Origin of the sequence: Sphingobium sp. (assembly GCF_036170395.1) — a bacterium.
Classification (GTDB): domain Bacteria; phylum Pseudomonadota; class Alphaproteobacteria; order Sphingomonadales; family Sphingomonadaceae; genus Sphingobium.
In genome coordinates, this window is sequence record NZ_JAVHPD010000013.1 from 14,039 (window position 1) to 32,435 (window position 18,397).

At 64.7% G+C, this 18,397-nt stretch carries 19 protein-coding genes and 1 pseudogene; 3 read left to right on the plus strand and 17 right to left on the minus strand.

Annotation, left to right across the window (positions count from 1 at the left end; translation table 11 throughout):
• Positions 1-42: 42 nt before the first annotated feature.
• The 10 genes from V2B31_RS05390 to V2B31_RS05435 form a co-directional block, all read right to left on the minus strand.
• Entirely contained in the window at positions 43-1,254 is a 1,212-nt protein-coding gene (locus tag V2B31_RS05390; RefSeq protein ID WP_328276150.1) for a hypothetical protein, read from the minus strand.
• On the minus strand, positions 1,251-2,462 hold the full coding sequence (locus V2B31_RS05395) for a helicase HerA domain-containing protein (protein ID WP_328276152.1): 1,212 nt from the start codon (positions 2,460-2,462) through the stop codon (positions 1,251-1,253). Before V2B31_RS05395 ends, V2B31_RS05390 begins: the two co-directional genes overlap by 4 nt.
• Before the next feature lie 106 nt (positions 2,463-2,568).
• A complete protein-coding gene (locus V2B31_RS05400; protein ID WP_328276154.1) occupies positions 2,569-3,402 on the minus strand; it encodes an NYN domain-containing protein in 834 nt (277 codons plus the stop codon).
• A 69-nt stretch (positions 3,403-3,471) separates the two neighbouring features.
• Positions 3,472-3,780, minus strand: coding sequence for a hypothetical protein (locus V2B31_RS05405; RefSeq protein WP_328276156.1), 309 nt, complete (start codon positions 3,778-3,780; stop codon positions 3,472-3,474).
• Between the two features lie 39 nt (positions 3,781-3,819).
• Positions 3,820-4,254 (minus strand): DUF4262 domain-containing protein, encoded by a 435-nt coding sequence (locus tag V2B31_RS05410; protein WP_328276157.1) that lies wholly within the window; start codon positions 4,252-4,254, stop codon positions 3,820-3,822.
• A gap of 10 nt (positions 4,255-4,264) precedes the next feature.
• Positions 4,265-4,822, minus strand: a complete 558-nt coding sequence (locus tag V2B31_RS05415; RefSeq protein WP_328276158.1) for a hypothetical protein — start codon at positions 4,820-4,822, stop codon at positions 4,265-4,267.
• A gap of 106 nt (positions 4,823-4,928) precedes the next feature.
• Complete coding sequence (locus V2B31_RS05420) at positions 4,929-6,242, minus strand: hypothetical protein (protein ID WP_328276160.1); 1,314 nt, start codon at positions 6,240-6,242, stop codon at positions 4,929-4,931.
• Complete coding sequence (locus tag V2B31_RS05425) at positions 6,239-6,691, minus strand: hypothetical protein (protein ID WP_328276162.1); 453 nt, start codon at positions 6,689-6,691, stop codon at positions 6,239-6,241. Before V2B31_RS05425 ends, V2B31_RS05420 begins: the two co-directional genes overlap by 4 nt.
• A gap of 11 nt (positions 6,692-6,702) precedes the next feature.
• Complete coding sequence (locus V2B31_RS05430; protein WP_328276164.1) at positions 6,703-7,347, minus strand: hypothetical protein; 645 nt, start codon at positions 7,345-7,347, stop codon at positions 6,703-6,705.
• A gap of 466 nt (positions 7,348-7,813) precedes the next feature.
• The gene (locus V2B31_RS05435) at positions 7,814-8,848 is read right to left on the minus strand and encodes a deazapurine DNA modification protein DpdA family protein (RefSeq protein ID WP_328276165.1); all 1,035 of its coding nucleotides are present in this window, start codon (positions 8,846-8,848) and stop codon (positions 7,814-7,816) included.
• Between the two features lie 28 nt (positions 8,849-8,876).
• Between V2B31_RS05435 and V2B31_RS05440 the strand changes: the two genes are divergently transcribed.
• Complete coding sequence (locus V2B31_RS05440; RefSeq protein ID WP_328276167.1) at positions 8,877-9,371, plus strand: hypothetical protein; 495 nt, start codon at positions 8,877-8,879, stop codon at positions 9,369-9,371.
• Between the two features lie 26 nt (positions 9,372-9,397).
• On the opposite strand, the gene V2B31_RS05445 is transcribed toward V2B31_RS05440, so the two are convergent.
• From V2B31_RS05445 to V2B31_RS05465, 5 genes are all read right to left on the minus strand, one after another.
• On the minus strand, positions 9,398-9,862 hold the full coding sequence (locus V2B31_RS05445) for a thermonuclease family protein (protein WP_328276183.1): 465 nt from the start codon (positions 9,860-9,862) through the stop codon (positions 9,398-9,400).
• 41 nt (positions 9,863-9,903) lie between these two features.
• The gene (locus V2B31_RS05450) at positions 9,904-10,122 is read right to left on the minus strand and encodes a hypothetical protein (protein ID WP_328276169.1); all 219 of its coding nucleotides are present in this window, start codon (positions 10,120-10,122) and stop codon (positions 9,904-9,906) included.
• A gap of 25 nt (positions 10,123-10,147) precedes the next feature.
• Positions 10,148-10,759, minus strand: coding sequence for a DUF6927 domain-containing protein (locus tag V2B31_RS05455; protein ID WP_328276171.1), 612 nt, complete (start codon positions 10,757-10,759; stop codon positions 10,148-10,150).
• Between the two features lie 37 nt (positions 10,760-10,796).
• Positions 10,797-11,741 carry an ArdC family protein gene (locus V2B31_RS05460; RefSeq protein ID WP_328276173.1) on the minus strand — a complete coding sequence of 315 codons (945 nt, stop codon included), beginning with the start codon at positions 11,739-11,741 and terminating at the stop codon, positions 10,797-10,799.
• An 84-nt stretch (positions 11,742-11,825) separates the two neighbouring features.
• Positions 11,826-13,946 carry a ParB/RepB/Spo0J family partition protein gene (locus V2B31_RS05465; protein WP_328276175.1) on the minus strand — a complete coding sequence of 707 codons (2,121 nt, stop codon included), beginning with the start codon at positions 13,944-13,946 and terminating at the stop codon, positions 11,826-11,828.
• Between the two features lie 214 nt (positions 13,947-14,160).
• Between V2B31_RS05465 and V2B31_RS05470 the strand changes: the two are divergent.
• Both V2B31_RS05470 and V2B31_RS05475 read left to right on the plus strand, forming a co-directional pair.
• A pseudogene (locus tag V2B31_RS05470) lies at positions 14,161-14,394 on the plus strand (acyl carrier protein); the annotation flags it as partial.
• 294 nt (positions 14,395-14,688) lie between these two features.
• Positions 14,689-15,198: a hypothetical protein gene (locus V2B31_RS05475; protein ID WP_328276177.1), complete on the plus strand. Its 510-nt coding sequence runs from the start codon at positions 14,689-14,691 to the stop codon at positions 15,196-15,198.
• Positions 15,199-15,365: 167 nt separating this feature from the next.
• On the opposite strand, the gene V2B31_RS05480 is transcribed toward V2B31_RS05475, so the two are convergent.
• Both V2B31_RS05480 and V2B31_RS05485 read right to left on the minus strand, forming a co-directional pair.
• A complete protein-coding gene (locus V2B31_RS05480) occupies positions 15,366-16,103 on the minus strand; it encodes a hypothetical protein (protein ID WP_328276179.1) in 738 nt (245 codons plus the stop codon).
• 157 nt (positions 16,104-16,260) lie between these two features.
• Complete coding sequence (locus tag V2B31_RS05485) at positions 16,261-17,988, minus strand: strawberry notch C-terminal domain-containing protein (RefSeq protein WP_328276185.1); 1,728 nt, start codon at positions 17,986-17,988, stop codon at positions 16,261-16,263.
• Between the last annotated feature and the right edge of the window lie 409 nt (positions 17,989-18,397).

The following is an 18,397-nucleotide window of genomic DNA, read 5'->3' on the forward strand; positions in this document are numbered from 1 at the left end:
TTGCGAGGTGGAAGGGCGCCGGCGACAGGGTGCCGCGCGCGGTCACTCGATGGCCAGGAGCGCGTCCAGTGTCACGGCACGCCGCGGGCGGCGACCGAACTGATAGCCATGCTGGCACGCATATTTGCTGAGCGACATTGCCTTGCGGTCAAGAGCCGCGGCGAGATCGGCGATCGAGACACCCGTGCGGAAAGCGATATCGAGGGCCCGGTTTTCGTCGTCGCTGAACGGCCGGATATAGCCATGCTCAAGCCCGAGACTGTTCGCGCGCGAGGTGATGGCGGCTTTCGTGCGACCGAGATTCTGGGCAAGGAGCCGCGTCGGGATGCGTCCATAATCCTGGCGGAGCTGCTGCTCTTCGGCTTCGGTCCAGTCAGGCCCGAGACGCCAGCCGTTGCGATTGAGGTGACTACCACGCAATTTGAGATATTCCGCCCGGTGGCGCAGCGATCCGGCGGTGCGGCCCAGCTGTTCGCGTAGCGGCGTAAGGCTCGTACCCGCCCCATAGGCTTGGGTCAGCAGGGCATCTTCCTCGGCCGTCCAGCTTCGACCCCAGCCCCGGCCATAACCGAACTTGCGGATGGCCAGACCGAAGGCCCGTCCCGACCGGGCGGGGAAGCCCTCCGCGGCGAGCGTCTCGACGATGCGGATATAGCGATGCCCGGCCTCGGCCAGTTCCAGCGCGCGCGCGGCCTCCGCCGCCGACCAGTCGGGCGGGTGGTTGGCGTGAACGATGCCCAGATATCCGGCCCTGGAGGACAATCCGCCCATCGGGCGGCCGATCAGCGTGGCGATCTGCCGGAGCGGCACGCCCTGACGATAGCCTTCGACCAGCTGGGCGTCCTCCCAAGGCGTCCATATCGGCGGATTGCTCTCGGCCAGGTCGAGGAGGCGCGCGCGCGCATAGACAGCCGAGCAGGAGCGCCCCAGGTCGGAGGCGATCGTTGCGGTCGGCGCCTCGCCATAGCGTCGGCTCAGTTCGGCATCGTCGAGCTCGCTCCAGGGCCGCGTGGAATTGCGGCGCAGACCAAGCAGCGCGATCCGCTCGGATATGGCTCCCCGTCCTCGGCCAAGTTCCAAGGCGATGTCGCACAGAGCGGCATCAGCGCCGAACAGCGCGCGCAGGCGATCGGTTTGCTGGGGAGTCCAGGCGTCGGCGCGATAGGCCAGTTCGCGCAGCGGCGGCGCGATGTGGCTGGTCGCGGGCACCGGTGCGAGTTCGACGATGTCCGCCTCGAGATCGAGCGGCTTCATGCCAGTGCCACCACCGGAATATCGCTGATCTTGGCGCGCAGGCGCGCGTGCAGCCGGGCGATGCGATCGTCGCCGCGCGGCATCGTGTCGACGGCGGCCACGGCTGAAAGCATGTCGAGGGCGTTATCGATAGCGTCGCGTGAAAGCCCAAGATGGCCGGCAAGATCATTGGCGGTCGTGGCGTTTGGGGCAATGCGCTTCAGCGCTCCGACGATCGAAGCGGCTTCGGGGGCGGCCGGATCGAGCAGGAAAGCATCGAGCGCCCGCGTTCCCTTGAGCGTAAGCGCCGCGTCACGCGCGCCGCCGGACACTTCGCACAGCGCCGAGAGATCGAGGAGCTTTTCCGCCTCGTCGGCATCGAGCGCCGCCGCCGCCGTGAGCTTGGGCGTCGCGCCCAGATGCTCCGTGATGGTCTCATCCATATGGGCCAGCACAGGCAGAGGCGCCATGGCGGGGCCCATGGCGTAGAATTCGCCGGGCGCGAGCTTGCGCAGCTTGTCGGCATACTTGGCAGAAAAGCCGAGCAGATCGGCCGCGCGCGCGATGTCGCGGTCGAAGACGTTCAAACCGACAAGGAAGTTCTGCAGCTCTGAGACGACCGAGGAGGAGAGTTTCGCGAGCCGTTGGGTCGCGATGATCGGCGCGATCCCGCGCTTGCGGCCGCGCGCGCAAAGATCGGTGAGGGTGGCGACACCGAGACGGCGGGTTTCGGCATCGCGCGCCGAGCCTGCGTGATGGGGCGCAAGCAGGTGGCCCTCGTCGATGCAGACGAGGACGGTATGCGCCCAATGCTCACGCGGCGCGCCGATGAGGCCGGCGAACAGCGCCGCCGCCTTGATGATACGCTGATCGGGGTCGAGGTCCGTGAGATCGACATGGAGCGATAGCCGGTGCTGGCGCGCCCGCGCCGCCGCGGCCGTCAGCCCATCCGAGGTCAGTTCGCAGCCTTTGAGCGATGTTGCGCCGATATGGGCGGCAAGGTTGCCGAACTCACCTTCCGGATCGACGAGCACGATCGTCGTGAAGTCGAACGCCTCCTCGATGATCTTGCGCAGGGTGCGGCTCTTGCCCGCTCCGCTGCTGCCCTGGATCAGGAGGCGTCCTGCCAGCAGGCGCTCGAGATTGAGCGAGAGCGCGCCGCGGCTGTGCTTGCCGATCGGCACGGACCACTGGTCGGCGGAAGGATCGATCGAGACGACTGTTGCCATGATGGGATCTCCTGGGCTTGGCCGGTCTGGCCATCGCCCCCTCGATCCCCCTTCCCTCTATCCGACTGGGCTGCGAGATATCGCGCCGACAGTCGGCACAACACAGCTAGCCGCCAGGATGTTCAGCGCGATCTTTGTTGCGCTTGTCCGCAACGTAGCTCTGGCCGTTCTTACCTTTGACGATTTCGAATAGCCCGGTAGCGCTAAACAGTGCCGGAAAATTCTTCACACCATAGTTGCGAGGGTCGATAGGAGCCTGTCGTTTTACTGCACTTCCCGCAGCGGACATGAGAGCCCAGCCATCTTCGCGAGCGGACGCTTCGACGGCGCCGCGCAGGGTTGTCACAAGTTTGGTATTCTGCGCTAGTGATTTGTCCGCTGTTTTCTCTGCCGCCGGTTTTGCCTTCACCTTTGCCTTGGTCTTTGTTGGGGCGGCCGGCGGCGCTTCAGTCGCTTCACCAGTTGCAGCAGGCTGGCCGGAATCTTCCAAGCTGTCGAGATAAAGGAACGTGGTACATGCATTGACGAAAGGCGCGGGTGTTTTGCGTTCCCCAAAACCATAAACCTCATGGCCATTTGCTTTGAGCTGCATGACCAGCGGCGTGAAGTCACCGTCGCTCGAAGCGAGGCAGAAGGCGTCGGGCCGCTGCGTATATAGCAGCTCCATGGCGTCGATAACCAAGGCTATATCGGTTGCATTTTTACCCGTCGAGTAGCTGAACTGCTGGATCGGTCGGATAGCAAATTCGTGAAGCTTCTCCGTCCAGCCTTTGAGACCCGGCTTGGCCCAGTCGCCATAGGCGCGGCGAATATTGGCAGTCCCGTATTTTGAAAGCTCCGCCAGCATCAAGGCGATTTTCGTATGGGAGATGTTGTCGGCGTCGATCAGGAGAGCGATCCGCCGATCCAATCCACCACGGGACTTCTCTTCACTATCCATCGTCTTTTCCTGTTTCGGTGCCAGCCATATATCGAAGCTAAGGATAACGCGCTCGTCAAACCAGAAACATTATGCGGACTCAGCCTGGCAATCGCGCGCTTGGCTACGAAGGCCCCAGTCGGGCTCATAATCGGCTCCGTAATTGGCGCTGCGAAGATAGTCGGTCTCGCCGGCCTCATCGACGAGATAGCCGGTCACTTCCTCAGCATATTCCGCGTCGAGAGCGCCCTCAGCGGTCGGGATCAGGCGAACGCCAAAACCCTTGGCGAAGAGCGCTTTGTCGGCGGCGCGCATGGCGCTCTCATGATCCGTGGCATTCACGGCGACCTTGACGCGAACGGTCGCATAGACGTGCACGAAGTGGGGGGCCCCCGACATATTCGGTCTCCGGACTGAAGGTTGAGAAGATCAGGGGTGTCAGGCGAGGGGCACGTCGAAGCCCGGGGCACAGCCGGCCTCACCGGGATAGAGGCCGGCCGGATCGCACAGCAGCAGCTGGAGCACGTCATATTCCTCGTGACGAAGATAGCGGCCGGCTTGTAATGTGTAGTACTCTTTAGCCTGCCCGGTGGCACGCCGCACGCGGACAGGGAATTGGCCGCCAACGTCGATGTCGCCTTCGAGCGGTCTGCGCGCCTCGCGCATCCTTGCCCCAAGGTCGTTCACGATTGACGCCGCGACCTGGGGCGAGAAATTGCCGATCAGCAGCAGTTCGGGCAGGCCGTGCAACGCATTGCCGATCGTATAGACGAACGCCGGGCTCGCCGCGTCCGCGAACACCAGAAGGAGATGTTGGCCGCTACGCGCGATGTTTCGCTCGATCGCGGCGTAGATGTCTGGAAGAGGCGCCATGATTGTCACCTTATACCGTCGCCGGTTCAGGCGCGGCGGGGGAGGCCAGAAGCTCGAGATAGGCCGTCTCGACCAGCTCGGTTTTCTGGGTCCGCTCACGCCGGCTCATGTCGAGCTTGATGTAGAAGCCCACGAAATGCGTCTTCACGATCACACCCTCCCGGCCTGAATAGCGATCCCCGCCGGCGCGCGGCCGGGTGCGAAGGCGCACGCGCGCGCCTATTGCAAGTGTAGGCGGCGCCAACCGCTCTGCCGGTTGGCAGCGCTCCCTCAGGAAAAACGCGAGCCGCGTCATGTCGTCATGACAGTCGGCGTCGCCGCTGCAGGCGCGGGCAAGCATGCGCCATGCCCGCACATCCATCGCGCAGCCGGAAACGAGATGATCGCGCGGTTCGCCATGGTCGGGCGCGAGGTAGCCGATGGCAACCTGCGCATCCGGATCGAAGTCGAGGATCGTCGCGGCATGATGTTCGGCTTGTGTAAGGGCCAGCGTCAGTTGGTCGAGCTGGCTGATGAGGTCGAGATGCTCGGTGGACGGGACAGGATCGATGACTGCGGTTTCAAACATGGAAAGCTTCCCATAATGGAGGTTTGCAGCCGGCCGATCAGCCTGCCAGCTTGTTTCCCGCACTCCCCCTCCCCTTGCGGCCCTCGGGTCATGGCCAGTTCAAGGGTCAGGGGACCGCGAAGAGGTCCGTGGCCACGGCGAGTTGTGTGGCCCCGCCGAAGGCTCGCAGCCGCGCGGCCATCGCCTTGCGAAGATGCGCACGATTGCTGATCACGAATTCGGGATCGAGCGGTTGGCCCTGGGCCGACACATATCCGAGTGCCGGATGCCCCTCTCCGATCTCGACGACGATCCGGTGGCCGCCGGCAGGCAGCTTGCCGGCATAGCGCGCCGTGAATTCGCCGAGCCGGCCGGTCAGTCCCTTGACGGCCTTGCCCCAGCGGATGTGGCCCGCGCCGACGCTTGTCCCCGCACAAAGGCCGCGATCGAGCCAGATGCGGAAATGGGCGCGCTGCTGCAGGACCGTGTTGCGCGTTCGCTCCATGGTGCGGCAGAGCGGCAGCGCCGCCGCATGGGCATCGAGCAGCGCGAGATCCGCGCCCTGCGCCGCAACCAGTATATCGTCATAGTCCCTGACACCGACGAGATGACGAAGCGTCGAACCATTCCGCCGATCAGCGGCAACAGGCTGGGGCGTGACTTCGCGCAGCGGGCTCGGCCCGGCATCTTCAAACGCATGGAACTCGCCGTCCGCGATCGCGATGACGGTGAGCTCGTCCAAGCCAGGCGAGCCGCGCAGGATAGTGAGCAGCACCGCACTTTCGCAGTGCGCCGCATCGCCATCGCCCAGCCCCGCCTCCTGCGCACCGAGGATCAGCAGCCGACGGTTCCAGCGGGCGGGTAGCGGCTCGTCGGTGGGTTTGGGCCAGTCGCTCGGACGGGGCCGTCCCATGGCAGGAGCGGTCGACGGCGCGGGAGGCGTCGCGGTGGCGAAGGCGCGCCGTGCGGCATCGAAGAGATCGTCCCGGTTCCCGCCGCCGTCCCGGAAGCCCCGGTCATAGGCGAGCGCAGATGGCGTTGCTGGCCCGGGTCGGCGCACTTCCGGTTCCCAGCCGGCATGCGCAGCATACCATCCCGAGGCATAGCGGACGGCGCTATTCCAGTCATAGCCGTGGATCGCCCGGCCGCTGAGGATCGCGCGGTCGCGCTCGTCGCCCTCACCTTTTTCGAACCGTGCCTCGGTGAAAGCGAAATTGCGGGCCTGACGTTCCTCTTCGGCGGATCGTGACATCGCCTCCATGACCGGGCGCAGCGCAAGAACCCGTTCGCGCATCCGGGCGAGCCGCGCCTCGGGCGACGCGACCGAGGGGAGATCGGGAAAGCGCTGCCATGCATCGGACAGAATGGCCGCATGGTCGGGGCGACGGCCGTGGGCGATCCAGGCTTTCGCGTCGGCGGGGTCAAACCGCTCGGAGATCATCGGTCGCGCTCCATCCGCAAACCAAGGATTTTTGGCGTGAGTGCGGAGAGTCCGTGCGAGAGCGTTTCATAGCGGCCGGAGAGATTGTGCGCCTCGCCGAACAGCCGGGCGTTGGCAGGCGCCGTGGGCACTTCAAGCCGAAAGGGCATGGTGGGCTCCCTCATCTCGGGAAAGGCGGCGCAAAGCAGGATTGCTCCGACCCGATCGGCCACCGCGTCGATGCGCTTCGCAAATTCGTGCTTTTCAAGGCCGGGCGCGGCCTCGAGATGCGCCACCGGCGCGATGACGTCCGGGAGCCTGGCAAGAAGTCCGGCACCCAGACCATAGTCGGACTGCATCGCGATGAGCGCCTGCCGCTCGAGCGAGATTTCACCAAACGGCACGAACAGCCGGTAGGCATAGGTGGGCACGTCGATGCCGATACGGGTGCGGGTGAAGAGAATGCGCATGCTTGCTCTCCTCACGCGACCAGCCGGGGCGCGACCGGTTCTGCGGTCGGCAGCTTGAGCTCGCGGCGGACTCGGGTCGCGAAGCGGTCGGGCTCGACCAGTTCGCGGACCGAAGCCCAGTTGTTCCGCTCGCCGATATGGTCCTGGCGATCGCGCACCCGGCGAAAGCAGACCTCGCGATCGGGACCGAAGGGGCCGAGCGAGAGCTGAACCCAGAGCGTCTCACCGTGCAGCGTGACCTCCCCCGAGACGGCCGGCCCTGCCTTGTTGGAGCGGATGTCGAAGCTGTCGTCCTCGAGACCGAGCGCTTCTGCGAGACGGCGCAGTGCGGATCGGCCCTCCGAATGGAAGAGGCGCTTGGCCGGCTCGTCATAGGCGACGCCGCGCAGGGCCAGCGTCTTGAGGACCGGTCGGTTTTTCAGGGTTGCGATCCGGCTCATGCATTCGCGGCGGAGTTCCGCATCAGCCGGCCGATCGGCGCAAACCTGGGAGAGGTGGCGGACCAGAAGGATGACCGCCGGATCGGTCTCGAGCTCGATGCCGGCATTGCGACAATCGGTGATCGCGGCCTGGATGGCATGGAGGGTGGTGCCAATGGTGATCAGCGCGCTCGGGTCGAGCGCCTGATTGTAGCGGAAGGCGAGATCGTAGCTCATGGGGTTCTCCGGAAGCTTGAGCGGACTTCCGCTCGCCTGCCTCCGGCCCCCCTCCCCTCTTTCCCGTCGTCGGAGTTTTGCTGGCTTGCCCCGCCTCGCGAGGTGCGACGTCCCGGCCCGGGTCCGATGGCGCGCGCAATGTGGCCGGCATAGACGCCGCAGGCCGCCCAGTAGGCCGCCACGGGAGGCTTGCGGCTTCGCCAGCTTGTTTCGGCCCGGCTTCGCGCGTCCTGCTGCAGGTCGAGCAGCAATTCCTGAAGGGCGAGCCTTGTCGCGGGATCGAGCGCGCGCAGCCGGGAAATCGCCGGGAGGGTCAATATGGGATTGCGGATCTCCGCTCGGTTCGAACGAGCGGGGACGATGGGCGTGTGACGCATGCGGGGCTCCTGGCAACGAGAGCCGCAAGGCTCCCTGTTTCGCCCTCGCTCCCCCCACTCCCCTCTGCGCCGGATGGCGCCGCGCGCACTTAGACCGTCATGCGGTCGGCGTAGATGTCCGCCGCCCATTGCTCGATCCAGGGCACCGTCAGCTCGTCATGCTCGAGGTCGCCAGATTCGATGAGCTCCCGCATCTGCTGCCTGGCCTGCGCGATGGCGTCCTCCCAGGGATCGTCGGTTCGAACCGGCTCTGACGGCGGCGGCTGGACAGGGAGCAGGCGGGAGGGCTGGTGCAGGCGGACGCGTTGGGTGCGGACCCAATGTTCCATATGATCGGCGACTACCGCGTCGCTTTTCGGGCGCCGGGTCCGCAGCGCTTCAGCGCGTGCTGCCACGCCATAGGCCTGGCTGTCGATCGAAGCCACACGGTGGATGAAGGGCTTGAGGTAGGGGAGCGCCTCGCCCTTCACGCCGAAGAGATGAAGGCGGGTTCGCGGCGGCAAGGTTCGGTCGAGATGGTCAATGACGGCGATCAGCCCTTCAGGGCCATGGATGTGCCGCCTGCACATCGACCCCAGGCCGACCAGGCCAGCCCGTTCTATCGTGCTCCCGAGTCCATCGGCGCATCGCTCATAATCGGAAGGAAGCCGCCCCTGAATCACCGGCATGAAGCTGCCGTTGAGGCCCTCCTCCTCGGCACGTCGCCTGCAGTCGATATTCGCGCGAATGGTGCGTGAGATCCGATCGAGCACTTCCTCGCGATCGCCAGCGACCTGATGCTCGACGCAATAATCAAGGCTGGCCCACCAGTGGAAGGGATAGGATGCGGCGAGCCGGACATAATCGTCGATCGTCCATGGATAGCCGCCATAGCGGGACATCGCGCTGAAGCCCGCGCTGTCGAGGCAAAGACTGCGAAGACCGGCGGCGTTGGCAAGTGCGCTCATCGACCACCCTGTCCATTCGCGCCAGCCGCGCTTCGTGGACCAGCGCGACAAGGCGTTCGCCGAGACGAGGACGGGCTGCTGGAGGCGTCGTGCCCGGTCGAGCAGCTTACCATCCGCGAGATGCGGCAAGCCAACCATGATTGTGATCGACCTTTTCTTCGGCACCGGCTCGTTCATATAATGTTCCTCACAAAGGAGATTCCCGATGGCCGATGCCAACGCCGCCTATCTTGACCATTTCGATCTGGACGTGACGCTGCGGGACGCCGCGCTCGACGAGCACAACCGGCCGACGCGCCGCATGATCGCCAATGCGGCGATCGGCATGCATGTCGAGGACGCCTATTTTTCGGTTCGGGAACTGAGGGAGGCGGTCGGCTGGATCCATGAGGGGGAAGCGGGCGGCAAGCGCAAGCTCGCCTCGATCCTCAGCAATCCCACCGGCGACGACTATCAGCGGTGCATCTATTTCTGCCTCGCCGGCCGGGGCGTCGTCGAGATGCTGGACGATCTGATGTGGCTGGAAGACCTTTTGGAGGCGCGGGGCAGGATCGCCGGCGATATCCACCGCCGCAAGGTCAAGGCACGCCCGTTGGTTCCCCCTTATGTCGCGGACGAGCCGGACGGCCCGATCGTCTCTGGCGCCGATGATTTCCGGCAGGGTCGCTCGTGGTGGGCCGATCCTGGACTGGACGCCTGAAACACGGCTGGCGGCAGCGCGGGATTTTAGCGTTCGCAGGCCGGCCGTTCACCGCGTCGCCACGCCGCGGGTTCGGTCCACCGTCCCTCGAAGGCCCCGGCGCGCCTGTGCTGGGCGTCGCGAAAAGCGGCCGCATATTTCGCGGCCCGTGCCGGATCGGCCCTGAGATATTGCGGCTGGGGGACCGCGAGGCCCGCAGCGATCATGATCTCGCCAAGGTCACGCCCCCCGACGGTGACTGTGGCCACCGGCCGCCCATAGCTCGAGCGCGATGAGAGGCGAATTTCGGCATTCGCGTCGCGCAGCGTGCGCGCAGCGAGATCCTGCGCCGCCTTGCCGCACGCCCAGCATGCCCCATTCTTCTCGCAAAGCTGGCGACGCTCGAACGCATCGACGCCGAGCAGCCGAAAATCGGCGGCAACCGTATCGCCGTCGAGCGCGCGCGCCGTGGCGTTGAAGGTCATATCTTCCGATGCGGCGCCGCTCGGCATACAGGCGGCAAGCGCGAGCAGCGCGGTGATCGCGAAGCGGTTCACGCGACCATCTCGGCAATGACCCCGGCATGGCACGACGGATCGGTCGACACGCGAAATGGCTGCAGCGGATCGCCGGTATGAAGGATGCTGACCTTCATCGCCCGATCGTCGAAGATGCGGCCCGCCACCCGCACGGCGTTCTCCCGGCTGCACAGCTCGCTGCGTTTGGGCGATAGCGGACCTCGGTCGAGAGCGTTGATCATGAGAAATTCCATTCCCGCAGCATATACGGATTGAGGGTCAGGCGAAGACTGTCTTGTGGACCTTCGTCACCGGTACGATCGACCAGGCGCGCTGCATGAGACGGCTCACCCGGTAATAGCCACCATTTCCGGGGTCACGCAGCATCGTGCTGCGGCCGCGCTTGCAGACGACGAACTCCTGGCCGACATGGCCGTCGGTGAAGGTCATCGGCTCGGGAAGCCGGATCCTGTCGCCATTTTCGAGCTTGCGCGTCCGTCGCGCGAGGTTCGCGCGGCATCGCTCCCGCCATTCGAGCGCATATTGGTTTGTCGTCGGCGTCAGGAGATCGAGGATCGCGGCCGGGCAATCAGCCTCATATGGCCCCATATTCTCGCCCATATCCTTGTACCCGAACTGGTGGCCGTCCTTCGATCGGGGATTCCAGCGCACGAGGCAGACGCTAGCGAACACCTCTCCCGGGATGCCGTCGACCAGGGACTGGACCGCGGCATAGTGGACACGGTTGCCGGGACAGGATGAGGCAAGAACCCTGAGGCCTCGGGTCGTGCCGTCGCCATTGTCGTGAGTATAGGTCAGCTGGGCATCGAGATAGGATTTGGCGGTCCTGTGGCCGCCCATCGAGGTAAAAGGCATGAAAAGCCAGCCCATGGCGATAGTCCTTTCTAGGGAAGAGGAAATCGAAAAATCAGACGGTCGCCGCGACGGCCTCGGCGCCATCGTCCCCGGACGCGGGGTCGGGCGCGCTTGCGCCGAAGCTCTTCAAAAAGTTGAAGGCCTGTTCCGCCTTGGACGCCGCATGGATGATCGCGGTCTTGTCGCCGCGAAGGATGCCGACCCAGTGCCCGACATAGCTCGCATGTCCGTCATGGAGGACATTGGGGAGGCCAAGATCGGCGCAGCACAGCCCCGCCCCGATTTCGGCGACAAGTTCCTCGAATGCGTAGGCCTTGTCACCGAAGCGCTTGCCAAAGGTGCGGGCCAACCTGCTCGCATGGCCCGACCAGTGGACGGTCTCATGGCAGCGGGTCGAGGCATACAGATCCATGCTACGGAACGCGGAGCGGTGGGGCAGCTGGATGTGATCGAAGGTCGGCGTGAAATAGGCCTGATTACCACCATGGCGGACGTCTGCCGGGATGGTGGCGAAAAAGGTGTCGATGGCCGCCTGACGCGCAGACGGCGCAACCGGGGTCTCAGGCTCGTCGGGCGCATAGAAATAGGCGGGCAGCGCGTCGATCTGATCGGCGTTGAACACGACATAATGGCGGAGGAACCGGATGCTGCGTTCAACATCCTTCCCGGTCTCGGGATGGGTCTCATGCTTCTTGAAGGACGAATAATAGACTGACAGCGCGCCGGTTTCGCCGCGCCGGACATTGGCTCCCAGCGCTTCGGCCTGACGGTAGGTCATCCAGTAGCGCGAGCGGTAGCCCTGGGCATCGCCAAGCGCCCACAGATAGAGCGTGTTGATTCCGGTGTAAGGCGTTCCGCAATGACGAAGCGGCCGACCGCCGGCACCGGTGCTGCGCCAGGGTCTCGACCAGGGCGGCACGCCCTCTTCGAGCTTGCGGATGATGAGATCGGTGATTTCCGCCGCGACGTCGCGGCTGGTGCGTTTTTTGGGGCGCATGACGCTCTCCCGAACCGGTCATGACAAGGAGCCGCCGACGCGCGAACGGCGCGCCGGCGGTCAGGCATCCAGGAGCGAGGCGGATCAGGCCGCGAGTGCGTCCGGCTGAGGCACGTTTTCCCCGGTCGCGTCCGCGCCCTCTTCCGGCTCGGCGACGGCCGGTACGACGATCGTGTCGGCGTCGCCCGTATCTGCGGTCTCCTCGGACTGCTCATCCTGATCGCCGTCGACGGTCTCGATGAGATCCGCCTCGGGCTGGTCGAGGAACTGCATCGCGTTGGGCACCCAGGCGAGCGCGGCGTCCCGAACCTCGGGCTCGACGATCGCTTCACCGGCGAACAGCTTCGCGCACGATCCGGAGATTTCCGACTTCTTTAAGGTGGCGTGACGCGCCGTGAGCGCGGCCCCGCCGACTTCGGCGAGGAGCGTCAGGATCGATCCCTTGCTGACGCGATCGAAGAAGTTCTCCGAGGTCGGACGCCACCAGCTTGCGACATCCACCTCCATGATGGTCGCGAGCCGGTTGTGGAGCGGGCACTGCTCGGCGCGGTAGCTCGCCTTGGCCTCGAGCGACATCGCGACGATATAGGCGAGCCAGGCCGCCTTCCCATCGTCGTCGAGGGCCCGGAACGCCTCGAACCGATCGACCTCCGACTTGTGCTCGGTCCAGCTCGCGTCCAGCCCGTCATGGGCTTCGGCCAGATAGCTACGAGCCCGCGTCGCCGGCTGCTCGCCGGACACCGGATCTTGCGGCGACCGTGCGCGGATCGTCGAACCATAGGCGCTGAAGGTGCTGGTGCGGTCGTCGATCATGACGAACAGGGCATAATCGAGCGCCAGCGCCGGATGGCTGAGGAGCGTCGCGGCAAGGACGTCGCGCCGCTGCATGGCGAGCTCGTCGTAGAGCCGCGCGCTGAGCGGCTTGCCGCCAGGCGCGACCGCTTCGGGTCGCGGCGGCGGCGGCGTGTAGCCCCGACCGGTTCCCGTCGAGCCAGTACCGTCGGCACGCTCGCCGCCGATATCGTCCCGATCGTCATCGCTGCCGCCGATATCGACCGGGTCCTCGCTGTAATATTCGGTGTCGAGGACCATCTCACCCTTGGGGCTGAGCTTCAGGAAGGCGCCGACCAGCGGCTTGAGCTCGTCGGGGAGAACCGGGGCCACATTGCGGATCGCTTCGGCCTCCTCGGTGAGCGCATCATATTCCTGATCGAGCGCCTGATAGGTCTCATCGCTGATGGACTCGTCATCCATCTCCTCGGCGATCGCTTCGTGCCGTTCCGAAATCGCCTGAAGGCGTTCGGCCTGTTCCAGCGTCGGCTCGGGGGATGGAAGGATGACGCGGTAGAGTCCGCTCGCGGCATTATGGGTGTAGTTCGACGCGATCGGGCGGATCCAGCCGAGGCCGAGTTCCTCGCCGATCCGCTTGGCCTCGCCTTCCATGATGTCGGCGGCCAGGCGCTGCGCGATTTCGGGATTGACCCATTTGTCGCCGCTATCGCTGAAAAGGTCGCGATCGACCTTGCCGCCGGCGTCGGCATAGCGGTCCTCACCGACCAGGATCGCGACCGGGTCTGTCGACTTCATGGTCTCGTTGGCGATGACCCGGCGAATGGTGTCGGCATTCGCATAGCTGGTGCCGTAGCTGTTCCAGACCAGGAGCTGCTTCTCCTGATTCTCGGTCGAGGCATAGGCCTTGGCGACGTCGAGCGTGATGGTGCCTTCGCTCAGTGCCTCGAAGATCGGCTCGGCCAGGGTCGCGAGGCGCAGACGCCCTTCGACGAAGCGTCGGGTCAGGCCGAACCGCTTGGCGACCCCGTCGATATCGTTGTTAAGCCCGATGAAATACTGGAAAGCCCGGCATTCTTCGGCAGGCGTCATCTTGAGCTGGTGGAAGTTGGCGGCCGTCGAGGTTTCGGACAGTGTCGCTTCGTCGCCGACCAGCACCTTCACCGGCACATCATAGGTATCGGGGTCGATAATGCCGCGCTCGGCGAGCAGCAGCAGACCGCGCAGGCGACGGCCGCCGTCGAACACCTCGAAGGTGCCACGCGGCTTCTTCACAGGGGTGACGAGGAGGTTCTGCAGCACACCCCGCGCTTCGAGGTCGGCCGCCATCTGGGGAATTTCGAGCAGTTCGTCCGGCCGCTTGCGGACGTTGATCGGGGAGAGCGTAAGCTTTGCGAGCTTTACGGTATTGGTCATCGGAGCAACTCCTTCTGGCATCCGGATCAGCCCGGACACTCGTCTCCGCTCCCCCTTCCCTTTCGCCTGGGGTCTTTGCGGTCGCCCAGGAGCCGCCACAGCCACGACCTTCGTATTATTACGGAAGGCTGCGCTACCGGCCGGCGTTTATCTTGGTCGCTACTGGATGATTCCGCGGAAGATCCGTTCAGGCCCTGGAGTTCACGCCGCCATGATGACTGAGACCCAAAGTGACGTGGCCAAACAGCTTATAGAGCTGGTGGGAGATCAGCTTGGCGTTGATCCCGAAAAGGTGATCCCGCAGGCGCGGTTCATCGAGGATCTCGGAGCCGACAGCCTCGATGTCGTCGAACTGATCATGATATTTGAGGAGCGGTTCGGGATCAGCATTTCCGACGCCGAGGCCGAAAATATCCAGACCGTCGGCGCGGCGGTCAAGCATGTCGAGGATGCAGTGGCGCGCGCGAACGCGATGGCGAAGACCAAGCCGCACAGCGACGACGTCGCTCCGTCCGTGCGGCGCGCGTCCTACGAGTAGGATCGCCGCAGCGATTGAACGGCGTCGGCGGGTTGCGCCGCTGAATGTCAGCCAAGGATTTCAAGCCTGACAACGGCACGGCAGCCCGCCGGAACCGATGCGCGCCTGCTTGAAGGGCGTCATCGGTCTTCTCGCCGCGTGCGGAAGACTCTAGGACATTGGCTGAGGCGCGGCAGGCATATTGCAGACAGAGAGGGGCGAGCGATGCGGAAATTTATCATGTGCTTGCTGCTTGCACTGGCGGCGCCGGGCTTCGGAAACGCCGCGCCCGTGCGACCGGCTGCACAGCCAGCCACAGTCTGGGATCTCGTGCGGGTCGGCATGACACGCGCTCAGGTGCGCGACGTCTATCATCTGGACCGCCTCGACCCGGACACGGATGTGCGCTCGAGCACCAATACCAATGCGAGCGCGCGGTTCTGGTTCAACAATGCCGGCGCGACGGTGAGCGAGATCCTGGTCACCGTGTCACGGACATCGCCGGACGAACTCGGCGTTCTGCTGTCGGAACGTTACGGGAAGCCCGCCAGTTCGCGTCTGGTCGAACTTGCGCCGTCGATGTCGCGCAATCCCGGCGAGCGAGCGACGCGGTTGTTCTGGCGGCGCGGAGGGATCACGATCACCCTCGATCAGCCGTTGAATCCGACCTATTCCAGTTACAGCGAAGTGATCTACACGGTCCACGATCCGAGCCGTGGCGAATTACCGCTCTGAATTACTTCCACGACAGTTCGCCTGTGTCGCATCCATGCAATGAACTGCGCTTGATCCGAGTTAATCTTTCTACGCGACCCGAGGGGCGTTCGAGTCGAAAGGCTTGTCGCTTCTGACTTGCAGAGCCTGCCTGGGCTGCCGGGCAGGCTCTTTTTTCCGAGATCTCCTTAGCCGAACGCCGCCTCGTAAAGCGCACGCCTGACGGGCTCGTCGAGATAGTCTTCCTCGTCGATGCGTAGCGCTGATGGAAAGGGGTCGTCGCCGTCAAGCCATACCGCTTCGGCTCTCGCGGAGACGACGGCCTCTTCGAGACCGGTCGCGAGATCGAACCGCTGTGGAGAATAACCGGCGTTGAGCAGCGCCCCGCGCAGCGCGATGTCATAGACCGCCCGCAGTGCCACGGCCGACATGGCCGTCGGAATGAGAGCCTCCTCCGGTTCGCTGCACGCCCGCCTGCACTGATCGGCATCAAGGGACATTGTCGTCCGGCAGGCGATGGGACGATGAGAGTGAGCCGTGCAGAGACCATCCTCCAGGACAGCGCATGGCGCGAGGCTTTCGTGCAAGGAGCGACCCCAGCCGTTCCGGCGCCGATCAGCCAGCTCGGGTATTGCACGAATGACTGACGCTGGCAGGCCGGAACCTGACCCACGAACCAGGAACAGGATTTCAGGCGCTGTGGCGGGCACGCGGGTGTAGCAGCACCAGGCGCAACGCGGCCCGCAGGCCGCTTCTTCCAGAAGGTCTGCCGGCGTGTTGCGTTCTATGGCGGAATAAAGATGGGCAAAGAGCGGGTCGAGCGAGCCAGCGGCGCGCGCATCGTCAATCACATGCCGTATCGAACACATTTGCCGCACGATCGCGCTGTCGGATCGAATAGACGGGAGAATCACTCCGACAGACATCTCGTCTGTTTCCCCACGCCTACACCTTCCAGTTACATGATCGTTATTGTTCTGAAATGACATTGGTAAGACATTTTTGGCTTGGCTGCTATGCGACTGCGTCTCGGATTTGACAATTTTACAGGGTTTTACAACCAGCCTTTCGCCCGGCCTTCGTTCAGGCGAGGACCTGACCGAGGATCGTTTCCGCCGATGGCATCGGCACGAAGATACGGGTGCGATACTGGATCACCTCGGTGAAGCAGCCGATCGACTTGAGCCAAGCCAACCGGTCGTGCGGGCAGCCGACCAGTTCGATCCGCGGCGAGCCGTTCACGACGGAGCGCTTGATGGTGAGCGCGAATGGATGCGAGACGTCGATGCTCCGCCCGGCTGACACGGCCTTGACGATGGCATCAGCCGGCAAGGTCTCAACCCGATCGATGCCGAGTTTCGTGAACAGCTGGGGGACATGGTCGTCGAAGACCAGGCGACCGAGCCAGCTATGGCCTTCATCGTCCACGATACGGTTGACGGCCATGTGATCGCTTGGGAGGGCCGACCAGATCGGCAGGAGCAGCCCCGTCGCCAGCCGGATCGTCTCGCTGTCGACAGTCTGCCTGGCGGCTTCGGCCTCGTCTGACCAGATCCGGCTGAAGGTCTCGCGATCAACCTCCTCCCATGAGGATTCGTAGAGATCGTCCTCGCGCATATATTCGTTGCGCGTCGGGCGCATCATTTCGACGCGCGGGATGGGCGTCCCCTCCTTTTCCTCCATGAGCGAGCGGGCCCGCGTCCGTAGCGCCACCTTGCCGGACTTGCGGTTGATCATGAAAGCCGCGCTGCCGTCGCCATCGGCAATCCGCAAGATCCGCTCGAGCGAGACGGGATTGCGGCGCCGCGCGATCTCGATCGTGAGCAGATGCGAGGTGGCGCCGGTGCGCGCATCCGTGCGCAGGACGATGTCATCGATGAGCGTCGCCTTGTCGACCAGGATCGTCTCAACACCGACGTCCAGGCGGCCCGCCTCGCGCGCCGCCGACACGCGCGTCTCGATCAGTGAGAGGAACTCATCGAAGATGCTGTTCTGGAGCGCGATCGGCAAGGCGAGGATGCGATTGAGCCAGCGCTGGATCGGCGGCATCTCGTCCTTGAGGACGCCGTCCTTGTCGACGAGTTCGAGACCCGTGCGGTGCTGGAAATCGTCGAGCGTCGTGCTGGTGAGTTTGCCGGCGGCGAGAAGATCGAACCAGGAGAGGAGCGCGGCGCAGGCATATTCGCTCTCGAGGTTGTCCGCAGGGTCGAAGAGTCCCTGCCCGCCGGTCTGCCGCTGGCCGCGCGTGAGCGCGCCGAGGCTGTCGAGGCGACGCGCGATTGTGCTGGTGAAGCGCAGCTCTCCCTTGCAGTCCGTGGTCACCGGCCGGAACAGCGGCGTGATCGCCTGATGCGTGCGGTGCGTGCGGCCGAGGCCCTGGATCGCGCGATCGGCGCGCCAGCCCGGCTCCAGCAGCAGGTGCACCCGCTGCTCCTGGTTCAGGACGTCGAGCGAGGCATGATAGCTGCGTCCGGTGCCGCCGGCGTCGGAGAAGACCAGCATACGCTTCTTGCCGGTCATGAAGGCGGCGGCTTCGGCCTGGCTGGTGCGGGCGGAGCGGCTTTCGAGCTTCTGGCGTCCATCGCTCGCCGTGATGAGCCGCTTGGTGCGCCCGGTGACCTCGGCGACATTGTCGTGCCCGAAATGCTCGAGCAGCGCGTCGAGCGCCGACATGATGGGCGGCATCGCGCAAAGCCTTTCGATCAGCGCATCGCGCGCGGCCTGTGCCTCGGGATTGTAGACCGGATGGCCGTCGTCATTCACCATCGGCAGCGAGCGCGGCGTGCCGGTGTCGTCCTTGAACACCCGCATCTGCCGGGTCGGGAAGGCGCGCTCAAGATAGTCGATAATGTACTCACGCGGACTTAGATCAATTTCCAAATTCGCGCGTTCGTCCGGGGAGAGATCGCCCAGCCGCCGGTCGAGGATCGATTCCGCCGTCGTCACGAGCTGGAGTACCACTGACTGGCCGGCCGCCAGATGCGTCTTCACCGCCGCGATCACGGTGGGGAGTTTCATGCTGAGGAGAAGCTGGCCGAAGAAACGCTGCTTGGTGGATTCGAAGCGCGAGCGCGCCGAGGCTTTGGCGCCACTGTTGAGCGTCGCATTTTCCAGGCCGTCGACGACCGCCGTCAACTCAAGGGCCTGTTCCATGTTGCGGTGGATGATCGCTTATCGCGAGGAAGCGGTAATGCGAAGGAACGCGGCGTAGTCGCGGGTT

Bases quoted from the DNA above. Each gene is read 5' to 3' on its own strand.
- V2B31_RS05390 (WP_328276150.1), bottom strand. From the start codon at position 1,254: ATGAAGCCGCTCGATCTCGAGGCGGACATCGTCGAACTCGCACCGGTG.
- V2B31_RS05395 (WP_328276152.1), bottom strand. From the start codon at position 2,462: ATGGCAACAGTCGTCTCGATCGATCCTTCCGCCGACCAGTGGTCCGTG.
- V2B31_RS05400 (WP_328276154.1), bottom strand. From the start codon at position 3,402: ATGGATAGTGAAGAGAAGTCCCGTGGTGGATTGGATCGGCGGATCGCT.
- V2B31_RS05405 (WP_328276156.1), bottom strand. From the start codon at position 3,780: ATGTCGGGGGCCCCCCACTTCGTGCACGTCTATGCGACCGTTCGCGTC.
- V2B31_RS05410 (WP_328276157.1), bottom strand. From the start codon at position 4,254: ATGGCGCCTCTTCCAGACATCTACGCCGCGATCGAGCGAAACATCGCG.
- V2B31_RS05415 (WP_328276158.1), bottom strand. From the start codon at position 4,822: ATGTTTGAAACCGCAGTCATCGATCCTGTCCCGTCCACCGAGCATCTC.
- V2B31_RS05420 (WP_328276160.1), bottom strand. From the start codon at position 6,242: ATGATCTCCGAGCGGTTTGACCCCGCCGACGCGAAAGCCTGGATCGCC.
- V2B31_RS05425 (WP_328276162.1), bottom strand. From the start codon at position 6,691: ATGCGCATTCTCTTCACCCGCACCCGTATCGGCATCGACGTGCCCACC.
- V2B31_RS05430 (WP_328276164.1), bottom strand. From the start codon at position 7,347: ATGAGCTACGATCTCGCCTTCCGCTACAATCAGGCGCTCGACCCGAGC.
- V2B31_RS05435 (WP_328276165.1), bottom strand. From the start codon at position 8,848: ATGAACGAGCCGGTGCCGAAGAAAAGGTCGATCACAATCATGGTTGGC.
- V2B31_RS05440 (WP_328276167.1), top strand. From the start codon at position 8,877: ATGGCCGATGCCAACGCCGCCTATCTTGACCATTTCGATCTGGACGTG.
- V2B31_RS05445 (WP_328276183.1), bottom strand. From the start codon at position 9,862: ATGCCGAGCGGCGCCGCATCGGAAGATATGACCTTCAACGCCACGGCG.
- V2B31_RS05450 (WP_328276169.1), bottom strand. From the start codon at position 10,122: ATGGAATTTCTCATGATCAACGCTCTCGACCGAGGTCCGCTATCGCCC.
- V2B31_RS05455 (WP_328276171.1), bottom strand. From the start codon at position 10,759: ATGGGCTGGCTTTTCATGCCTTTTACCTCGATGGGCGGCCACAGGACC.
- V2B31_RS05460 (WP_328276173.1), bottom strand. From the start codon at position 11,741: ATGCGCCCCAAAAAACGCACCAGCCGCGACGTCGCGGCGGAAATCACC.
- V2B31_RS05465 (WP_328276175.1), bottom strand. From the start codon at position 13,946: ATGACCAATACCGTAAAGCTCGCAAAGCTTACGCTCTCCCCGATCAAC.
- V2B31_RS05475 (WP_328276177.1), top strand. From the start codon at position 14,689: ATGCGGAAATTTATCATGTGCTTGCTGCTTGCACTGGCGGCGCCGGGC.
- V2B31_RS05480 (WP_328276179.1), bottom strand. From the start codon at position 16,103: ATGTCTGTCGGAGTGATTCTCCCGTCTATTCGATCCGACAGCGCGATC.
- V2B31_RS05485 (WP_328276185.1), bottom strand. From the start codon at position 17,988: ATGCGGGTGTTCAAGGACGACACCGGCACGCCGCGCTCGCTGCCGATG.